At 63.6% G+C, this 18729-nt stretch carries 30 protein-coding genes; all 30 read left to right on the plus strand.

The genetic code is table 11. From position 1 onward, the window contains the following. Positions 1-119: 119 nt before the first annotated feature. The 30 genes from rpsJ (at position 120) to N826_RS03090 (ending at position 18645) form a co-directional block, all read left to right on the plus strand. Positions 120-428: a 30S ribosomal protein S10 gene (gene rpsJ, locus N826_RS02945; RefSeq protein ID WP_037453618.1), complete on the plus strand. Its 309-nt coding sequence runs from the start codon at positions 120-122 to the stop codon at positions 426-428. A 57-nt stretch (positions 429-485) separates the two neighbouring features. Then, on the plus strand, positions 486-1232 hold the full coding sequence (gene rplC / locus N826_RS02950) for a 50S ribosomal protein L3 (RefSeq protein ID WP_044425916.1): 747 nt from the start codon (positions 486-488) through the stop codon (positions 1230-1232). Between the two features lie 5 nt (positions 1233-1237). After that, positions 1238-1858 (plus strand): 50S ribosomal protein L4, encoded by a 621-nt coding sequence (gene rplD, locus N826_RS02955; RefSeq protein ID WP_044425917.1) that lies wholly within the window; start codon positions 1238-1240, stop codon positions 1856-1858. A gap of 5 nt (positions 1859-1863) precedes the next feature. Continuing rightward, the gene (locus N826_RS02960; RefSeq protein ID WP_147040171.1) at positions 1864-2172 is read left to right on the plus strand and encodes a 50S ribosomal protein L23; all 309 of its coding nucleotides are present in this window, start codon (positions 1864-1866) and stop codon (positions 2170-2172) included. A 15-nt stretch (positions 2173-2187) separates the two neighbouring features. After that, positions 2188-3015 (plus strand): 50S ribosomal protein L2, encoded by an 828-nt coding sequence (gene rplB / locus N826_RS02965; RefSeq protein WP_044425919.1) that lies wholly within the window; start codon positions 2188-2190, stop codon positions 3013-3015. Positions 3016-3027: 12 nt separating this feature from the next. Beyond that, entirely contained in the window at positions 3028-3306 is a 279-nt protein-coding gene (gene rpsS / locus N826_RS02970) for a 30S ribosomal protein S19 (RefSeq protein WP_044425920.1), read from the plus strand. Positions 3307-3308: 2 nt separating this feature from the next. Further along, the gene (gene rplV, locus N826_RS02975; RefSeq protein WP_044425921.1) at positions 3309-3698 is read left to right on the plus strand and encodes a 50S ribosomal protein L22; all 390 of its coding nucleotides are present in this window, start codon (positions 3309-3311) and stop codon (positions 3696-3698) included. Position 3699: 1 nt separating this feature from the next. Next, positions 3700-4455, plus strand: coding sequence for a 30S ribosomal protein S3 (gene rpsC, locus N826_RS02980; RefSeq protein ID WP_044425922.1), 756 nt, complete (start codon positions 3700-3702; stop codon positions 4453-4455). Between the two features lie 30 nt (positions 4456-4485). Continuing rightward, the gene (rplP, locus tag N826_RS02985) at positions 4486-4911 is read left to right on the plus strand and encodes a 50S ribosomal protein L16 (RefSeq protein ID WP_044425923.1); all 426 of its coding nucleotides are present in this window, start codon (positions 4486-4488) and stop codon (positions 4909-4911) included. After that, complete coding sequence (gene rpmC, locus N826_RS02990; protein ID WP_044425924.1) at positions 4908-5111, plus strand: 50S ribosomal protein L29; 204 nt, start codon at positions 4908-4910, stop codon at positions 5109-5111. The genes rplP and rpmC overlap by 4 nt, the downstream gene beginning before the upstream one ends. A gap of 10 nt (positions 5112-5121) precedes the next feature. Next, complete coding sequence (gene rpsQ, locus N826_RS02995; RefSeq protein ID WP_044425926.1) at positions 5122-5388, plus strand: 30S ribosomal protein S17; 267 nt, start codon at positions 5122-5124, stop codon at positions 5386-5388. A 17-nt stretch (positions 5389-5405) separates the two neighbouring features. Beyond that, positions 5406-5774: a 50S ribosomal protein L14 gene (gene rplN, locus N826_RS03000; RefSeq protein ID WP_037453585.1), complete on the plus strand. Its 369-nt coding sequence runs from the start codon at positions 5406-5408 to the stop codon at positions 5772-5774. Beyond that, positions 5774-6094: a 50S ribosomal protein L24 gene (gene rplX, locus N826_RS03005; RefSeq protein ID WP_044425927.1), complete on the plus strand. Its 321-nt coding sequence runs from the start codon at positions 5774-5776 to the stop codon at positions 6092-6094. Before rplN ends, rplX begins: the two co-directional genes overlap by 1 nt. Positions 6095-6102: 8 nt before the next feature. Next, positions 6103-6645, plus strand: coding sequence for a 50S ribosomal protein L5 (rplE, locus tag N826_RS03010; RefSeq protein ID WP_044425928.1), 543 nt, complete (start codon positions 6103-6105; stop codon positions 6643-6645). 19 nt (positions 6646-6664) lie between these two features. Beyond that, on the plus strand, positions 6665-6970 hold the full coding sequence (gene rpsN / locus N826_RS03015; RefSeq protein WP_044425929.1) for a 30S ribosomal protein S14: 306 nt from the start codon (positions 6665-6667) through the stop codon (positions 6968-6970). Positions 6971-6984: 14 nt separating this feature from the next. Then, positions 6985-7383, plus strand: a complete 399-nt coding sequence (gene rpsH / locus N826_RS03020) for a 30S ribosomal protein S8 (RefSeq protein WP_044425930.1) — start codon at positions 6985-6987, stop codon at positions 7381-7383. Between the two features lie 9 nt (positions 7384-7392). Then, a complete protein-coding gene (gene rplF, locus N826_RS03025; RefSeq protein ID WP_044425931.1) occupies positions 7393-7929 on the plus strand; it encodes a 50S ribosomal protein L6 in 537 nt (178 codons plus the stop codon). A gap of 11 nt (positions 7930-7940) precedes the next feature. Next, the gene (rplR, locus tag N826_RS03030) at positions 7941-8303 is read left to right on the plus strand and encodes a 50S ribosomal protein L18 (protein WP_044425932.1); all 363 of its coding nucleotides are present in this window, start codon (positions 7941-7943) and stop codon (positions 8301-8303) included. A gap of 12 nt (positions 8304-8315) precedes the next feature. Continuing rightward, a complete protein-coding gene (rpsE, locus tag N826_RS03035; protein ID WP_044425933.1) occupies positions 8316-8921 on the plus strand; it encodes a 30S ribosomal protein S5 in 606 nt (201 codons plus the stop codon). A gap of 2 nt (positions 8922-8923) precedes the next feature. Further along, positions 8924-9121: a 50S ribosomal protein L30 gene (gene rpmD, locus N826_RS03040; RefSeq protein ID WP_044425934.1), complete on the plus strand. Its 198-nt coding sequence runs from the start codon at positions 8924-8926 to the stop codon at positions 9119-9121. Positions 9122-9147: 26 nt separating this feature from the next. Next, positions 9148-9639, plus strand: a complete 492-nt coding sequence (rplO, locus tag N826_RS03045) for a 50S ribosomal protein L15 (protein WP_044425935.1) — start codon at positions 9148-9150, stop codon at positions 9637-9639. Positions 9640-9733: 94 nt separating this feature from the next. After that, a complete protein-coding gene (gene secY, locus N826_RS03050; RefSeq protein ID WP_044425936.1) occupies positions 9734-11077 on the plus strand; it encodes a preprotein translocase subunit SecY in 1344 nt (447 codons plus the stop codon). After that, entirely contained in the window at positions 11074-11715 is a 642-nt protein-coding gene (locus N826_RS03055) for an adenylate kinase (protein ID WP_044425937.1), read from the plus strand. The genes secY and N826_RS03055 overlap by 4 nt, the downstream gene beginning before the upstream one ends. A 199-nt stretch (positions 11716-11914) precedes the next feature. Further along, positions 11915-12283: a 30S ribosomal protein S13 gene (rpsM, locus tag N826_RS03060; RefSeq protein ID WP_044425938.1), complete on the plus strand. Its 369-nt coding sequence runs from the start codon at positions 11915-11917 to the stop codon at positions 12281-12283. 21 nt (positions 12284-12304) lie between these two features. Continuing rightward, positions 12305-12703 carry a 30S ribosomal protein S11 gene (gene rpsK / locus N826_RS03065; RefSeq protein ID WP_044425939.1) on the plus strand — a complete coding sequence of 133 codons (399 nt, stop codon included), beginning with the start codon at positions 12305-12307 and terminating at the stop codon, positions 12701-12703. A 257-nt stretch (positions 12704-12960) separates the two neighbouring features. Then, positions 12961-13977 carry a DNA-directed RNA polymerase subunit alpha gene (locus N826_RS03070; RefSeq protein WP_044425940.1) on the plus strand — a complete coding sequence of 339 codons (1017 nt, stop codon included), beginning with the start codon at positions 12961-12963 and terminating at the stop codon, positions 13975-13977. A gap of 124 nt (positions 13978-14101) precedes the next feature. Then, positions 14102-14521, plus strand: coding sequence for a 50S ribosomal protein L17 (gene rplQ, locus N826_RS03075; protein ID WP_044425941.1), 420 nt, complete (start codon positions 14102-14104; stop codon positions 14519-14521). Positions 14522-15030: 509 nt separating this feature from the next. Next, complete coding sequence (locus N826_RS03080) at positions 15031-16461, plus strand: DegQ family serine endoprotease (RefSeq protein WP_147040143.1); 1431 nt, start codon at positions 15031-15033, stop codon at positions 16459-16461. A 13-nt stretch (positions 16462-16474) separates the two neighbouring features. Further along, on the plus strand, positions 16475-17770 hold the full coding sequence (locus tag N826_RS03085; protein ID WP_044425942.1) for a replication-associated recombination protein A: 1296 nt from the start codon (positions 16475-16477) through the stop codon (positions 17768-17770). Continuing rightward, a complete protein-coding gene (locus N826_RS03090) occupies positions 17767-18645 on the plus strand; it encodes a hypothetical protein (RefSeq protein ID WP_044425943.1) in 879 nt (292 codons plus the stop codon). The genes N826_RS03085 and N826_RS03090 overlap by 4 nt, the downstream gene beginning before the upstream one ends. Positions 18646-18729 lie beyond the last annotated feature (84 nt).

Genomic DNA, 18729 nt, shown 5'->3' on the forward strand with positions numbered 1-18729 from the left:
ATCGGTTCGGGGTCGCCCCGGACCATAAGGTCCGGGGTGCAACGAGTTAGCCGGCGAAGAGGGGCCGCTCTCCTAATGGAGCGGCCCCTTCAGCGGCAGAGAAACGGGTTTTGAAGACGATGGACAGTCAGAATATCCGGATCCGCCTGCGGGCGTTCGACCATCGCGTGCTCGACCAGTCGACCAGCGAGATCGTCAACACCGCCAAGCGGACCGGCGCACGGGTTCGGGGTCCGATCCCCCTGCCGACGCAGATCGAGAAGTTTACGGTCAACCGTTCGCCGCACATCGACAAAAAGTCGCGCGAGCAGTTCGAGATCCGTACTCACAAGCGCCTGATCGATATCGTCGATCCGACCCCGCAGACCGTGGACGCGCTGATGAAGCTCGACCTCGCCGCCGGTGTCGACGTCGAGATCAAGCTCTAAGTACAAGGGTAAGGGACCTCTCCCCCTGAGGATGTCCCTAGTGAGGAGAAATAAACCATGCGATCCGGTTTGATCGCGCAGAAACTCGGCATGACCCGCGTCTTCACCGACGAGGGCGAACATGTTCCGGTCACTGTGCTGAAGGTTGACAACGTACAGGTTGTCGCCGTGCGTACCGAGGAAAGCGACGGGTATACCGCCGTCCAGCTCGGCGCCGGTACCGCCAAGGTCAAGAACGTCACGAAGCCCCAGCGCGGCCACTTCGCCAAGGCGAAGGTCGAGCCCAAGCGCAAGCTGGTGGAGTTCCGTGTCGATGCCGATGCCCTGATCGAGGTCGGCGCCGAGCTTTCGGCTGCCCATTTCGTTCCGGGTCAACTCGTGGACGTCACCGGAACGACGATCGGCAAGGGCTTCGCCGGCGGCATGAAGCGGTGGAACTTCGGCGGTCTGCGCGCGACCCACGGCGTATCGGTCTCGCACCGCTCGCATGGTTCGACCGGTAACCGTCAGGATCCCGGCAAGACCTTCGCCAACAAGAAGATGGCCGGTCATCTCGGTGCCGAGCGGGTCACCACCCAGAACCTGAAGATCGTCTCGGTCGACGAAGACCGCGGCCTGATCCTGGTCAAGGGTGCCGTCCCCGGCTCCGAAGGTGGTTGGGTGCTGGTTCGCGACGCTGTCAAGCGCAAGGCTCCGGAAGGCCTGCCGTTCCCGGCGGCTCTTCGCTCCAAGCCTGACGCTGCTCCGGCTGCTGCTGCCCCCGAGGCCCCTGCCGCCGAAGCCGGCGCCGAGCCGACGGAGTGAATGAGATGAAGACGACCGTCAAGAATCTGAAGAACGAAGAAGTCGGTGAGATCGAACTCGACGAGGCCGTGTTCGGCGTGCCGTTGCGTACCGATCTGCTGGCCCGCATGGTCAATTACCAGCTCGCCAAGCGGCGTTCCGGTAACCACAAGACCAAGGGCGTCTCGGAAATCAGCGGCACCACCAAGAAGCCGCACCGCCAGAAGGGCACCGGCCGCGCCCGTCAGGGTTCGCTGCGGTCTCCGCAGTTCCGGGGCGGCGCCGCGATCTTCGGTCCGATCGTTCGCAGCCATGCGCACGATCTGAACAAGAAGGTCCGCAAGCTGGCGCTGAAGACCGCTCTCTCGACCAAGCTGGCCGAAGGCAAGCTGGTGGTGCTGGACGCGGTTGCCGTCGACAGCCATAAGACGAAGGAAATGGTCCAGCGCTTCAAGCTGCTCGGCCTGACTTCGGCGCTGATCATCGACGGCGCCAATCTGGATGAGAACTTCGTGCGTGCGTCGAGGAATGTGCCGCTGATCGACGTGCTGCCGGAACAGGGTGCCAATGTTTACGACATCCTGCGCCGCGACACGCTGGTTCTGACGCGCAACGCGGTCGAGCAGCTGGAGGCTCGCCTGAAATGAGCAAGATCTCGAAACCTTCGGTGAGCAAGGAGCGGATGTACGATCTGATCACCGCCCCGATCATCACCGAGAAGTCGACGTTGGGTTCCGAACACCGCCAGGTCACCTTCGAGGTGCCCATGGACGCTACCAAGCCTGAGATCAAGGCTGCGGTGGAAGGGCTGTTCAAGGTCAAGGTGACGGCGGTCAACACGCTGATCACCAAGGGCAAGGTCAAGCGCTTCAAGGGTATCCTGGGCCGTCGCTCCGACTACAAGAAAGCGGTCGTGACGCTGGCGGAAGGCCACACGATCGACGTGACCACTGGCGTTTAAGTCTGGAACTGACCGATGGCATTGAAAAACTTCCGCCCGATCACGCCGTCGCTCCGCCAGCTCGTGCTGGTGGATCGTTCGGAGCTGTGGAAGGGCAAGCCGGTCAAGTCCCTCACCGAGGGTCTGACCAAGAGCGGCGGTCGTAACAACACCGGTCGCATCACCGCGCGCCGGATCGGTGGCGGCCACAAGCGCCGCTACCGTCTGGTGGACTTCAAGCGTCGCAAGTTCGACGTCCCGGCCGTCATCGAGCGGCTGGAGTACGATCCGAACCGTACCGCGTTCATCGCGCTGGTCCGTTACGAGGACGGTGAGCAGGCCTATATTCTGGCGCCTCAGCGCTTGAAGGTCGGCGACACCGTGATCGCCGGCGAGCGCGTCGACGTGAAGCCCGGCAACGCGATGCCGCTGAAGAACATCCCGGTGGGCACGATCGTCCACAACGTTGAACTGAAGGCGGGCAAGGGCGGCCAGCTGGCCCGTTCGGCCGGTACCTACGTTCAGCTCGTCGGCCGCGACCAGGGCTATGCCCAGTTGAAGCTGGCTTCGGGCGAGCTGCGCGTCGTGCGGGGCGAATGCCTCGCCACGATCGGCGCGGTGTCCAACCCGGACCAGTCCAACATCAATCTGGGCAAGGCCGGCCGCAATCGCTGGCTGGGCAAGCGTCCGTCGGTCCGTGGCGTCGCCATGAACCCGATCGACCACCCGCACGGCGGTGGTGAAGGCCGGACCTCCGGTGGCCGCCATCCGGTGACCCCGTGGGGCAAGCCGACCAAGGGCAAGAAGACGCGGAACAACAAGAAGACGGATGGCCAGATCCTGCGCCGCCGTCATGCGAAGTAGAGGAGTTACGCCGTGGCGCGCAGCGTCTGGAAGGGACCGTTCATTGACGGTTACCTGCTGAAGAAAGCCGATAAGGCGCGGGCAAGCGGTCGTAACGAGATCATCAAGATCTGGTCGCGTCGCTCCACCGTCCTGCCCCAGTTCGTCGGTTTGACCTTCGGCGTTCACAATGGTCAGAAGTTCCTGCCCGTGATCGTGACCGAAAACATGATCGGTCATAAGTTCGGCGAGTTCGCTCCGACCCGGACCTATTACGGCCACGCGGCCGATAAGAAGTCGAAGAGGAAGTAGTCATGGGCAAGACAGCCAATGCGCCTCGCATCGCCGAAAACGAAGCGATGGCATTCGGTAAGATGATCCGGTCTTCGGCCCGTAAGCTCAACCTCGTCGCCGAGCTGATCCGGGGCAAGGGCGCGCAGGCGGCAGTGGCCGACCTGACCTTCTCCAAGCGGCGTGTCGCCGAGGAGGTCAAGAAGGTCCTGCAGTCGGCGATCGCCAATGCGGAGAACAACCACCAGCTCGACGTCGACCGCCTGTTCGTCGCCGAGGCGACGGTCGGTCGCGCTCTGGTCATGAAGCGGTTCCACGCCCGCGCCCGCGGCCGCGGTGCGCGGGTCGAGAAGCCGTTCAGCAATCTGACCGTGATCGTGCGCGAGCGCGCCGAAGCGGTGGAGGCCGAGTAATATGGGTCAGAAGATCAATCCGGTCGGGCTTCGGCTCGGCATCAACCGCACCTGGGACAGCCGCTGGTACGCAAATCGGGACTACGCCGATCTGCTCCACAGCGACCTGAAGCTCCGGAGCTTCCTGCACGGCCGCCTCCAGCAGGCGGGCGTTTCCCGGGTGGTTATCGAGCGTCCGGCGAAAAAGGCGCGGGTGACCATTCATTCCGCCCGTCCGGGGGTTGTTATCGGCAAGAAGGGCGCCGATATCGAGAAGCTCCGCGTCGAGCTGGCCAAGATGACCGGTTCGGACGTCAACCTGAACATCGTCGAGATCCGCAAGCCGGAAATCGATGCCAAGTTGATTGCCGAAAACATCTCCAACCAGCTCGAGCGCCGCGTTGCTTTCCGCCGCGCCATGAAGCGTGCCGTGCAGTCCGCGATGCGCCTGGGAGCCCAGGGCATCCGGATCAACTGCTCCGGCCGTCTCGGCGGTGCGGAAATCGCGCGTATGGAGTGGTATCGGGAAGGCCGTGTGCCTCTGCACACGCTTCGCGCTGACGTGGACTACGGTGTTGCAACCGCAAAGACCACGTATGGCACGTGCGGCGTAAAAGTATGGGTGTTCAAGGGCGAAATCCTTGCGCACGACCCGATGGCGCAGGATAAACGCGCAAGTGAACAACAGGCCGGTCCCAGCGGACGGCCCGAGCGTGGCGAACGTGGCGATCACCATCGTGGTGACCGCGGCGATCGTGGCGATCACGGCAATCGCTGAACGGCAGGATACTAGTAGAGGGCACATGCCATGCTAAGTCCTAAGCGTACGAAGTACCGCAAGGCACATAAGGGCCGTATCCACGGCACCGCCAAGGGCGGGACGACTCTGAACTTCGGCGCCTACGGCCTGAAGGCGGTTGAACCGGCGCGCATCACCGCGCGCCAGATCGAGGCGGCTCGCCGCGCGATCACCCGCCACATGAAGCGTCAGGGCCGCGTCTGGATCCGGATCTTCCCGGATGTCCCGGTTTCCACCAAGCCTGCCGAAGTCCGCATGGGCTCCGGCAAGGGGTCGCCCGAGTTTTGGGCGGCCAGGGTGCATCCCGGCCGCATCATGTTTGAACTGGACGGCGTCCCCGGTGACTTGGCCAAGCGGGCTTTCGAGCTCGCGGCCGCCAAGCTGCCGATCAAGACCCGGTTCATCACCCGTCTGGGCGAGGAGTTGGATCAATGACGAAGCCCGCCGATCTGCGCTCCAAGACCGCAGATGAGCTCAATGACCAGCTCCTGGCCCTGAAGAAGGAGCAGTTCAACCTGCGCTTCCGCCGGGCCTCGGGCCAGCTTGAGAACACCGCGCGCGTCGGCCAGGTGCGCCGCGACATCGCGCGCATCAAGACCATCCTGGGCGAGCGCGTGCGCTCGTCCGCGTCGTAGGAGTTTACCCATGCCCCGGCGTATCATGCAGGGCACGGTCGTTAGCGATAAGGGCGATAAGACAATTATCGTCCTCGTCGAGCGTCGCGTGATGCATCCCGTGTACAAGAAGTTCATCCGGCAGTCGAAGCGTTACGCTGCCCATGACGAGAACAACCAGTTCAAGACCGGCGACAACGTCTTCATCGAGGAAAGTCGTCCGATCTCGAAGCGCAAGCGCTGGGTTGTTCTCACCGATGCCGCAGCTGCGGCAGAGTCCGGCTCTTCCGCCGGCTGATTGAAGAGGTCTGACATATGATCCAGATGCAAACCAACCTGGAGGTCGCCGACAATAGCGGCGCGCGCCGGGTGCAGTGCATCAAGGTGCTTGGCGGGTCCAAGCGCAAGGTGGCTGGCGTGGGCGACGTGATCGTCGTCTCCGTCAAGGAAGCCATCCCGCGCGGACGCGTCAAGAAGGGCGATGTGCATCGTGCGGTGATCGTCCGCACGTCCAAGGAGATCCGGCGCACCGACGGCAGCTCCATCCGCTTCGACCGCAATGCCGCCGTGCTGATCAACAAGCAGGGCGAGCCCATCGGTACCCGTATCTTCGGGCCGGTGACCCGTGAGCTGCGCGGCAAGAAGTTCATGAAGATCATCTCGCTCGCGCCGGAGGTGCTGTGATGTCCGCCGCTAAGATCAAGAAAAGCGACAAGGTCGTCGTTATCGCTGGCAAGGACAAGGGCAAGACCGGTGAGGTCATCGAGGTTCTTCCCAAGGAGAACCGGGTCAAGGTTCGCGGTGTGAACATCGTCAAGAAGCACCAGCGCCAAACCCAGACGTCCGCCGGCGGCATCCTGGAAGTGGAGGCTTTCCTGCACGTCTCCAACGTTGCCCATATCGACCCCAAAGATAACAAGCCGACCCGAGTGGGATTCAAGACCCTCGAGGATGGCCGCAAGGTGCGCGTCGCCAAGCGGTCCGGCGAAGTCATCGATCTGTGAGCGCCACCATGACGACCAGGCTGAAAAAGCAATACGACGACGTCGTACGCGCCAAGTTGAAGGCTGAGTTCAACTACGCCAACGACATGGAAGTGCCGCGGATCGAGAAGATCGTCATCAACATGGGTGTTGGTGAAGCAACCTCCGACGGCAAGAAGGTCAACTCGGCTGTCGCCGAACTGACCGCTATCGCTGGCCAGCGGCCGGTGGTGACCAAGGCCCGCAAGTCGATCGCCCAGTTCAAGCTGCGTGAAGGCATGTCGATCGGCTGCAAGGTGACCCTGCGTCGCGAGCGCATGTATGAGTTCCTCGACCGTCTGGTGACGATCGCCCTGCCGCGCGTTCGCGACTTCCGCGGCGTCTCGGGCACCAGCTTCGACGGTCGTGGCAACTACGCCATGGGCTTGAAAGAGCAGATCATCTTCCCGGAAATCGATTACGACAAGATCGACGAGATCCGGGGCATGGACATCATCATCGTGACGACTGCGAAGACCGACAAGGAAGCCAAGGCGCTCCTTAAGGGCTTCGACATGCCGTTCGTCGCCTGAGCGGCAGGAGGTTACAGCCATGGCCAAGACAAGCGCCATCCAGAAGAACAAGCGCCGCGAGCGCCTGGTCAAGAAATACGCCAACAAGCGCGCTGAGCTGAAGGCGATTTCCAAGGACCCGTCGTTGACGCCGGAAGATCAGTTCGCCGCCCGGCTCAAGCTGGCCGAGATGCCGCGCAACTCGAGCCGTACCCGCGTCCGCAATCGTTGCGAGATGTCCGGTCGTCCGCGCGCTTTCTATCGTAAGTTCAAGCTTTCGCGTATCGCGCTTCGCGATCTGGCCTCCAACGGTCAGATCCCGGGCATGACGAAGTCGAGCTGGTAAGGGGGATCGGAAAGATGTCTTTGAGCGATCCTTTGGGCGATATGCTGACCCGTATCCGTAACGGTCAGCGTGCCCACATGACCAGTGTCGACAGCCCGGCGTCCAAGCTGCGGTCGAGCGTGCTGGAAGTGTTGAAGCGTGAAGGTTACATCCGCGGCTACTTCCAGGAAGAGCTGCGTCCCGGCATTGCTCAGCTCCGTATCGAGCTGAAGTATCACGAGGGTGAGCCGGTCATCAAGACCATCAGCCGCGTGTCCAAGCCCGGCCGTCGCGTCTACTCGAAGATCAAGGATCTGCCCCGCGTGTATAACGGCCTCGGGATTTCGATCCTGTCGACGCCGCGCGGTGTGATGTCCGACAACGAAGCCCGCGCTGCCAATGTTGGCGGCGAAGTGCTTTGCCGCGTGTTCTAAGAGGCAGCCATGTCACGAATTGGTAAACACCCCGTGCCGGTCCCGGCTGGCGTTGACGTCGCAGTCAACGGCCAGACCCTGACGGCCAAGGGCAAGCTGGGCCAGCTCAGCATGACCCTTATCGATGACATCGCGGCGTCGCTCGATGACGGCAAGGTCGTCGTCAAGCCGCGCCATGCCGACAGCAAGCGCGGCAAGGTGATGTGGGCGACTTCGCGGACACTCGTGGCCAACATGGTCAAGGGCGTCAGCGAGGGCTTCACGGTCAACCTCGAAATCAACGGCGTCGGTTATCGCGCCGCCGTGCAGGGCAGCGATCTGGTTCTCCAGCTCGGCTACTCGCACGACGTCGTCTACCCGATCCCCGCCGGGATCGCGATCAAGACCGAGCGTCCGACCGCGATCTCCGTTTCCGGGGCCGACCGCCAGAAGGTCGGCCAAGTCGCAGCGGAAATCCGTCAGTTCCGGAAGCCGGAGCCCTACAAGGGCAAGGGCATCAAGTACTCGACGGAGACTCTGCTGCGCAAGGAAGGCAAGAAGAAGTAGGGGCACGGCCGATGAAAACGTCAAAGGAACTGAACGCACGCCGCAAGATGCGGGTGCGTACGCAGATCAGGAAGAAGGCGGGCGGCCGGCCCAGATTGTCGGTTTTCCGGTCCAGCAAGCATATCTATGTCCAGGTGATCGACGACAGCGAGGGCAAGACCCTCGCGGCCGCGTCTACCATCGACAAGGATCTGCGCGAGTCGCTGAAGACCGGTGCGGACATCGAAGCAGCCAAGCTGGTCGGCAAACTGATCGCCGAGCGGGCGACGGCGGCTGGCGTGACGGAGGTCGTCTTCGATCGCGGCGGCTATCTCTTCCACGGGCGCGTCAAGGCGCTTGCCGACGCCGCGCGTGAAGCCGGCCTGTCGTTCTAAGGGAACCCGAATATGGCACGCAATGAAAGAGGCGGCGAGCGCGATCAGCGCGGCGGCGATAACCGGGGGCAGAACCGGGGTGGCGGTGGTGACCGCGAAGAAAGCGATCTGGTAGAAAAGCTGGTCGGCATCAACCGTGTCGCCAAGGTGGTCAAGGGTGGCCGTCGGTTCGGCTTCGCGGCCCTCGTGGTCGTGGGCGATGCCAAGGGCCGCGTCGGCGTCGGATCGGGCAAGGCCCGTGAAGTGCCGGAAGCGATCCGCAAGGCGACCGACCAGGCCAAGCGCACCATGATCCGCGTTCCCCTGCGCGAGGGCCGGACGCTGCACCACGACGTGCACGGTCACTTCGGTGCCGGCCGGGTGGTTCTGCGGGCGGCTCCGACCGGTACCGGCATCATCGCCGGCGGTCCGATGCGCGCGATCTTCGAGGCGCTGGGCGTGCAGGACGTGGTGACGAAGTCGATCGGCACCTCGAACCCGCACAACATGATCAAGGCGACGTTCGACGCCTTGGCTCAGGTCGTCAGCCCGCGCGCCGTCGCGGCTCGCCGTGGCCGTCGCGTCAGCGACATCCTCGGTCGCCGCGATGCGACCGGTACCGAAGTGAAGGAGGCCTGAGCATGGCTGACGACACCAAGGCAACCGTGATCGTGACCCAGGTCGGCAGCCCGATCGGTCGCAAGAAGGACCAGCGCCAGACCCTCGTGGGTCTGGGGCTGAACAAGCTGCACCGCACGCGGGAGCTGGAGGACACCCCTTCCGTCCGCGGCATGATCGCCAAGGTTCAGCATCTGGTTCGCGTCGAGAGCCAGGGCTGAGAACGGGCGAGGGGATTACAAAAGCCATGAAACTCAACGAAATCCGGGATAATGCCGGCGCCCGCAAGAACCGTATGCGCGTGGGTCGCGGTATCGGTTCGGGCAAGGGCAAGACCTCCGGCCGCGGCGTGAAGGGTCAGACCTCACGTACCGGTGTCGCGATCAAGGGCTTCGAAGGCGGTCAGATGCCCCTGCATCGCCGGCTTCCGAAGCGCGGCTTCACGAACATCTTCGCCAAGGACTATGCGGTCGCCAACCTGGGCAAGGTCCAGCAGGCGATCGAGTCCGGCAAGCTGGACGCTTCCCAGCCGATCACCGGGGAAATCCTGGTGGCGGCCGGCGTCGCCCAGAACAGCCGCGACGGCGTTCGTCTGCTCGGCAAGGGCGCCCTGACCACCAAGGCCAGCTTCGTCGTCGCGGGCGCTTCGGCGTCGGCGATCGCGGCGGTCGAGGCTCTGGGCGGGACCGTTACGGTCACCGTGCCGCCGAAGGCTGAAAAGTCCGAAGCTGCCGAGTGATCGGAAGATGAGGAATTGGCCGGCGCTTGATCTCAGGCGCCGGCCGTCCTTTATTAAGAACAATACTTCGCACGTGAGCGTCGAGGACTAGAATATGGCATCAGCGGCCGAACAGCTCGCCGCCAATATCAACTTTGGCGCCTTTGCGAAGGCTACCGAGCTGAAGAAGCGGATCTGGTTCACCCTCGGGGCCCTGATCATCTATAGGCTTGGCACCTATATCCCGCTGCCGGGCATCGATCCCAACATCCTGGCGGACATCTTCCGGCAAAGCTCCGGCGGCATCCTGGACATGTTCAACATGTTCTCGGGCGGCGCGTTGCATCGGATGACCATCTTCGCCCTCAACATCATGCCGTACATCTCGGCATCGATCATCATCCAGCTCATGACGGCGGTTTCACCGACGCTCGAGCAGATGAAGAAGGAGGGGGAGAGCGGACGCAAGAAGCTAAACCAATACACCCGTTACCTGACGGTCGTCCTGGCGACGGTCCAAGCCTATGGCATGGCGGTCGGGCTTCAGGGAATGACCGGTTCGATGGGGCCGGCGGTTCATAACCCCGGCATCTATTTCCTGGCGACCACGGTGATCACGCTGGTCGGCGGCACCATCTTCCTGATGTGGCTGGGCGAGCAGATCACGGCTCGCGGAGTCGGCAACGGAATCTCGCTGATCATCTTCGCCGGCATCGTGGCGGAGCTTCCGCGGGCTCTGGCCGGCACTCTCGAGCTGGGCCGTACCGGCGCGCTTTCGACCTTCTTCATCATCTTCCTGCTGCTGATGGCGGTCGGCGTAATCTTCTTCATCGTGTTCATGGAGCGGGCGCAGCGTCGGATCATCGTGCAGTATCCGAAGCGTCAGGTCGGCAACCGGATGTTCGGCGGCGAAAGCTCCCACCTGCCGCTCAAGTTGAACACGTCGGGCGTCATCCCGCCGATCTTCGCCAGCTCCCTGCTGCTGCTGCCATTGACTCTAGCTGGCTTTTCGGGCGGGCAGGGGCCGGAATGGCTGACGATGGTCACGACCTACCTGGGGCACGGCCAGCCGCTGTACATCGCTCTGTACGTGGCGTTGATTGTGTTCTTCTGCTTTTTCTACACCGCAATCGTCTTCAATCCCGCGGAGACTGCGGACAATCTGAAGAAGTATGGCGGCTTCATCCCCGGCATTCGCCCGGGCAAGAACACGGCCGATTATTTGGACTACGTGCTGACTCGCCTGACCGTCGTGGGTGCGGCATATTTGTCCGTGGTCTGCCTCCTGCCCGAAATCCTGATTTCGCAGTATGCCGTCCCGTTCTATTTTGGCGGCACCAGCCTGCTGATCGTGGTCACCGTCACGATGGACACCGTCGCGCAGATACATTCGCATCTGCTGGCGCACCAATACGAAGGCCTGATCAAGAAGGCTAAGCTGCGGGGGAGGAGAGGATGAACTTAATTCTGCTGGGACCGCCGGGGGCCGGTAAGGGAACCCAGGCAAAGCGTCTCGAAGATCGGCACGGCCTCGTGCAGTTGTCGACCGGAGACATGCTGAGGGCGGTCGTAGCCAGCGGCGTGCCGCTGGGCCAGCAGGCCAAGGAGATCATGGCTGCCGGCAAGCTGATGCCGGACGAGCTGATGATCGAGATGATCGCTGACCGCATTTCGAAGCCGGACTGCGCCACCGGTTTCATTCTCGACGGTTTCCCGCGTACGGTTCCCCAGGCCGAGGCTCTGGACCGCATGCTGGAAGAGAAAGGCCTGAAGCTCGACCACGTCATCGAGATGAAGGTGGACGATGCGGCGCTGGTGGAGCGGATCACCGGCCGCTACACCTGCGCCAAGTGCGGCCAGGGCTACCACGACAAGTTCCAGACGCCGAAGGCGGATGGAGTCTGCGATGTCTGCGGTTCGACCGAGTTCACCCGGCGGGCCGACGACAATGCCGAAACGGTAACGACCCGGCTTGCCGCCTATCACAAGCAGACAGCGCCGATCCTTCCCTACTACAAGGAGCGAGGCGTGCTTGAGACGGTGGACGGCATGGCCGATATCGACGTGGTGACCGACCAGATCGAAGCGCTGCTGTAAGCGTAAGTAAAGGAACCGTCGGTGACGGTTCCAAGACAGACTTCGGTTGACTCAAGGGGCGCGCCGAGTATACTCCGCGCTCCTTGGTTCTTCCGGGAACCAAAACCATATTCTCGTCCTGATTCGGCACGGCTGGACAGGACCGTGACCGAGATGGACGGCCCCTTACGGGCCACAGATCAGAAGCAAGGAGACGAGCGTGGCGCGTATTGCTGGCGTCAATATCCCGGCGCAGAAGCGCGTGGAGATTGGACTTACCTACATCCATGGTATCGGGCCTTCCAAGGCCAAGGAAATCTGTGGCAAGGTTTCGATCCCCGCCGAGCGCCGGGTCAACGAGCTGACCGACGACGAGATCCTCCGCATCCGTGAAGTCATCGACAGTGACTACCGGGTCGAGGGCGACCTCCGCCGTCAGGTGGCGATGAACATCAAGCGTCTGATGGACCTGGGCTGCTACCGGGGTCTTCGGCATCGTAAGGGCCTTCCGGTCCGTGGCCAGCGCACGCACACCAATGCGCGCACCCGCAAGGGTCCGGCCAAGCCGATCGCCGGTAAGAAGAAGTAAGAGATAGGACGGACAGGACCCATGGCCAAGCCTTCTGCCGCTTCAGCACGCCTTCGTCGTCGCGAGCGCAAGAACATCACTTCGGGCGTCGCACACGTCAATGCGTCGTTCAACAATACCATGATCACGATCACGGACGCGCAGGGCAACACGATTGCCTGGTCGTCGTCGGGTTCGCAGGGCTTCAAGGGCTCGCGTAAGTCGACGCCGTACGCTGCTCAGATCGCCGCCGAGGACGCCGGCCGCAAGGCTCAGGAACACGGCATGAAGACCCTCGAGGTCGAGGTCAAGGGTCCCGGTTCGGGGCGTGAGTCGGCTCTGCGCGCTTTGCAGTCGGTCGGTTTCGCGATCACCTCGATCCGCGACGTCACTCCGATCCCGCACAACGGCGTTCGCCCGCCGAAGAAGCGCCGCGTCTGATTTATCAGGACGGCATTCTTTCCGGGCAGCCTTTTCGAAGGGTAAACCTTCCAGAGGGTCGTCCAGGAGGCGTAAACTACCGCGCCTCCGGTTGCCCGTCGTTCCGGGAAAGCCGACCGTAGAGCCATCACGGTCGGTCCAGCATGGGAATGGCGGCCGAAATTGCCGAGATCCTTCCTGATTCGGGAGGGGTATCGGCTTTTCTGCGTTGGTAAACCGGGGTGGCGCGTCAACCCGATGGCATGAGGTTACAAGACGTGATCCAGAAGAATTGGCAGGAGCTGATTAAGCCGAACAAGCTCGACATCCAGCCGGGCGACGATCCGCAACGGGTCGCGACCGTGGTTGCCGAGCCGCTTGAGCGCGGTTTTGGTCTCACTCTCGGCAATGCGCTGCGCCGCGTGCTGCTGTCGTCGCTTCAGGGTGCCGCCGTCACGTCGATCCAGATCGAAGGTGTCCTGCACGAGTTCTCGTCGATCCCCGGTGTTCGGGAGGATGTTACCGACATCGTCCTTAACATCAAGACAATGGGTCTGCGCCTCCACGGCGACGGTCCGAAGCGGATGCGCCTGCGCGCGGAAGGCCCCGGTGAAGTTACGGCCGGCATGATCGAAACCGGCGCGGACATCGAAGTGATGGACCCGGAGCTGGTGATCTGCACGCTCGACAACAGCGCCCGCCTCGTGATGGAGCTGACGGTCGAGAACGGCAAGGGCTACGTCCCGGCCAGCCAGAACCGTCCGGAAGACGCACCGATCGGCCTGATCCCGGTCGATGCGCTGTTCGCGCCGATCCGCAAGGTCTCCTACAAGGTCGACAACACCCGCGTCGGGCAGGTCACCGACTACGACCGGCTGTCGATGCAGGTCGAGACCAACGGCGCCGTTTCGCCGGAAGACGCGGTGGCCTTGGCCGCGCGAATTCTCCAGGACCAGCTCCAGCTCTTCATCAACTTCGAAGAGCCGACCCATGCGGTCGCCGAGGAGCGGGGCGAAGAGCCGCCGTTCAACAAGAACCTTCTGCGCAAGGTGGACGAGCTGGAACTGTCGGTCCGGTCGGCCAACTGCCTGAAGAACGACAACATCGTCTATATCGGCGATCTGGTGCAGAAGACGGAAGCGGAAATGCTCCGCACCCCGAACTTCGGCCGCAAGTCGCTGAACGAGATCAAGGAAGTCCTGTCGCAGATGGGTCTGCATCTGGGCATGGAAATCCCGAATTGGCCGCCCGAGAACATCGAAGAGCTGGCCAAGCGTCTCGAAGAGCCGTACTAAGCACCGCCTGACTACCCATCACATCCCGTCCGTCGTACCGGCACCCGCATTTCAGCGGGCCGGGCGGTGGATTTCACCATCGGTTTCGTGAGCGAAGCCACGCCAGAGGAAGGAGCACGCAGTCATGCGTCACGGTATGAGCGGCCGGAAATTCAATCGCACCTCCAGCCATCGCAAAGCCATGTTCAGCAACATGGCCGCAGCGCTGATCAAGCACGAGCAGATCAAGACCACCCTTCCGAAGGCGAAGGACCTGCGTCCGATCGTCGAGAAGCTGATCACGCTCGGCAAGAAGGGCGGCCTGCACAACCGTCGTCTGGCTTATGCCCAGCTGCGTGACGATGTCGTCGTTGCCAAGCTGTTCGGCCCGATCGCCGAGCGCTACAACCAGCGTCCCGGCGGCTACACCCGCGTCCTGAAGGCCGGCTTCCGCTACGGCGACGCCGCGCCGCTGGCGTTCATCGAGCTGGTCGATCGCGACGTCGCGGCCAAGGGCTTGGACAGCGGTCCGGTCCAGGTCATGGACGACGAATCCGAGGGTTGATCTGTCCATCCCTTGGATGACACAAAGGAAGGCGGCTCCCCTGGAGCCGCCTTTTTTGTTATTCAGCTTTCACCATCTTCATAAGTATCCAGTTCGGCCCCGGGGGAAACGCCATGGCAAGTATACGCTCGGCACTGGCAGCATGCTGTTTATTGCTGGCTGCATGCGCGCCGACAGGCAAGACCTCGCCCCGCGACATTCCCAATCCGCCGTCGGCAGCCGGTGAGAGTCTCGGTCACCGCGATGGATCGCCAATCAATCCTCCCAGTGAGGAGTTACGTGGGAATTCGACCCAGGACGACCGGTACTCATGCCGCCGATCCTGCAATCGGGACTATTCCGTCTGCTCGGACACCGCAGCCGCCCGGCGCGACGATACCGGCCGGACCAGATCCTATTCGGCAAGCACCTGCGAGCGTCAGTTGAACATGTGCTTCACGCGCTGCAATTAGGCTTTCAGACGCCATGAGACGCCGGCGCCCCTTCCTCCTTCGAAGCCGAATGCCTAAATGCCTTCCATGATGTCGCCGCTCCATCCCCTTCGCCTGATCCTCGTCGTCGCGGCCCTCCTGGGGTTCGCGGGAACCGGGCTTGCCCAGCAGCGGACGCTGCCCGACTCCCGCCAGCAGATCAGCCTGTCGTTCGCCCCGCTGGTCAAGCAGACGGCGCCCGCCGTGGTCAACATCTACACCAGGCGTGTCGTCCAGCAGCGGGTCTCGCCGCTGTTCGACGACCCTTTCTTCCAGCGCTTCTTCGGGCAGTCCAATCCCTTGGGCATGCCGCGCGAGCGGGTCGAGCGCTCGCTTGGCTCCGGCGTCCTCGTCGCCGCCGACGGGCTGATCGTCACCAACGATCATGTCGTCAAGGACAGCGATCAGATAACGGTCGTCCTGGCCGACCGGCGCGAGTTCGAGGCGAAGGTCGTTTCTACCGACTCCAAAACCGACCTCGCCATCCTCCGGATCACGCCGCCACGGGGAGAAAAGCTGCCCTTCCTGGCGCTGCACGACAGCGACGAACTGGAAGTGGGCGACTTGGTTCTGGCGATCGGCAACCCCTTCGGAGTCGGCCAGACGGTGACCAGCGGGATCGTCTCGGCTCTGGCCCGGACGGCGGTCGGGGTAAGCGACTTCAACTTCTTCATCCAGACCGATGCGGCGATCAATCCCGGCAATTCGGGTGGCGCGCTGGTGTCGATGGACGGCCGGCTGGTCGGGATCAACTCCGCCATATATTCGCGCAGCGGCGGCTCGCTGGGGATCGGCTTCGCGATTCCGTCGAACATGGTGCGGACGGTGATCGATGCGGTGGCCGGCGGCGGCAAGCTGGTGCGGCCCTGGCTCGGCGTCGACGGGCAGACGGTCACGGCGGATATCGCCAGTTCGCTTGGATTGAGCCGTCCCGCCGGTGTCCTGGTCAACGCGGTGGACCCCAAGAGTCCGGCGGCCATCGCCGGCTTGCGGGTCGGCGACGTCATCACCTCGATCAACGAGCGCGCGGTGGACGACCCCGAAGCGCTCAAGTTCCGCGTCGCCACGATGCCGCTGGGCGGGAATGCCGCGCTGTCCGTGATCCGTGGCGGCAAGCCGCGCCAGATTACATTCCAGGTCACGCCGCCGCCGGAAGACCCGCCGCGCGACGTCACCCAGCTCAGCGGACGGCAGCCCCTGGCCGGCGCCACCGTCGCCAACCTGTCGCCGGCGCTCGCCGAGGAGATCGGCTTTACCGGTCCCGGGCAGGGTGTCGTCATCCTCGAAGTCGCCCGCAACAGCCCCGCCGCCCGTGTCGGGGTGCAGAGCGGCGATGTCGTGCTGCGGATCGATGAGCGCGAGGTCGGCAGTACGTCGCAGCTTACCAGGCTGCTTTCAAGGACGCAGAGCGCCTGGAAGGTGACGGTCCGCCGGGGCGATCAGGTCCTGACCTCGACGGTCGCGGGCTGAGGGCGAAGCGGCGATGACCCTTTTCTCCGCGTCCGCCCCGCGCCCGCTGGCGGACAGGCTGCGGCCGAAGACCCTGGGCGAGGTCGTCGGGCAGGATCACCTGCTGACGCCGTCCGGCCCGGTCGGACGGATGATCTCCACCCATCGCCTTGCGTCCATGATCCTGTGGGGTCCTCCCGGCTGCGGCAAGACCACCATCGCGCGTCTGCTCGCCGATCAGACGGAACTCCATTTCGAGCCTCTTTCCGCCGTTTTCTCCGGCGTCGCCGACCTGCGCAAGGTCTTCGAATCGGCCAAGCTCCGGCGCAACGCGGGCCGGGGCACCCTCCTGTTCATCGACGAGATCCATCGCTTCAACCGCAGCCAGCAGGACGGATTCCTCCCTTATGTCGAGGACGGGACCGTGACGCTGGTCGGCGCCACGACCGAGAACCCGTCTTTCGAGCTGAACGCGGCGCTTCTGTCCCGGGCACAGGTCTTCGTCCTCAACCGTCTCGACGATGCGGCGCTGGAACTGCTGCTGACGCGGGCCGAGGCCGAGATGGGCAAGCCGCTGCCGCTCGACCCGGACGCCCGGCAGGCGGTCAAGGCCATGGCCGACGGCGACGGCCGCTTCCTGCTGAACCTGTGCGAGGAGCTGTTCGCGCTTGCGCCGGCAACGCCGCTGGATACGACGGCGCTGGTCGGCACGGTGCAGCGCCGGGCGCCCCTGTACGACAAGTCGCAGGAAGGCCATTACAACCTGATCAGCGCTCTCCACAAATCGGTGCGCGGCTCCGATTGCGATGCGGCGCTGTACTGGCTTACCCGCATGCTCGATGGCGGCGAGGACCCGCGCTATATCGCGCGCCGGCTGGTTCGGATGGCGGTCGAGGACATCGGTCTGGCCGATCCGCAGGCTCTTCCGCAGGCGCTTGCCGCCTGGGAAACTTACGAGCGCCTGGGCTCTCCGGAAGGCGAGCTGGCGATCGCGCAGTGCACGATCTACATGGCGACCGCGCCCAAATCCAACGCCGCCTATACCGCCTACAAATCGGCCGTCCGCACCGCGCGGGAAACCGGTTCGCTGATGCCGCCCAAGCATATCCTGAACGCGCCAACCAAGATGATGAAAGGCCTCGGCTACGGCACAGGCTACGAGTACGACCACGACACCGCCGAGGGTTTCAGCGGCCAGAACTACTTTCCCGACGGCATGCCGCGCCAGCAGTTCTATCGTCCGCCGGAGCGGGGATTCGAGCGGGAGATCCGCAAGCGCCTGGACTACTGGAGCAAGCTGCGTGCCCAGAAGTCACACGATCCGGAATGATCGATAGTTTCGACGGCTTCGTCGCGATCGACTGGTCGGGAGCGGCCGGCAAGAGCTATCGCGGTATAGCGGTCGCCGAGTGCGCACCCGGCACCGGTGCCCCCAACCTGATCCAGCCGCCGGATGCCCGCCACCCGTGGACCCGTACCCAGGTGCTCGATTGGCTCGACTGGCGGATCGGCCAAGGCAGCCGCCTGCTGGTCGGCATCGATTGCGCTTTCTCGTTGCCGTTCGACACGGCCGCCTCATACTTCCAACACGGCGCCGGCACGGTCTTCGATCTGTGGGAGCTTGTCGAGAAGGTCTGCGAAGCCGACCCTGACCTGTTCGGCGGCGCCTTCCCGCGCCATCCCGCCCACGCTTCGGGCTACTGGATCGGCGGACCGAAGCCGGAAAACCTGACGCTCGGACGCCGGAGGACGGAGGACGCCTGCCGGGCGGACGGGCTTGGATCGCCGGAAAGCCCCTACAAGCTGATTGGCGCCAAGCAGGTTGGGAAGGGCGCTCTGGCGGGCATGCGGCTGCTACGCGCTCTCCGACTCAGGCGCGACGATGTCGCCGTCTGGCCGTTCGAGCGGATCGATGGGCGCAGCGTCCTGGTGGAAATCTATCCCCGTCTGTTCCTGATGTGCACGGGCTGGGGCTTGCGCAAGGTCAGGACTTGGGCCGATCTCAACGACTGTCTCGCTCTGCTCGGCAGCGATCCGGTAGACATCTCGCTTCCGGTCCCGACCGACCACGATACCGACGCGTTGGTGTCGGCGGCCGGTCTGCGCCGGTTGTGCGCAGATCCCCCCGTCTGGTCACCGGACGGATTGGATGAACGTGCCCGAAGCCAGGAAGGCTGGATCTTCGGCGTGGGGGCTCCTCGATAAGCACGCCTGTGAGCACGGCGTCTTGCCCTCGACGACCCGCCCGGCTACGGTACCGTTTCTCGATCCATGGAATTTCCCGGTCGC

The sequence above is a fragment of the Skermanella aerolata KACC 11604 genome (genome assembly GCF_000936425.1).
Lineage (GTDB): Bacteria > Pseudomonadota > Alphaproteobacteria > Azospirillales > Azospirillaceae > Skermanella > Skermanella aerolata.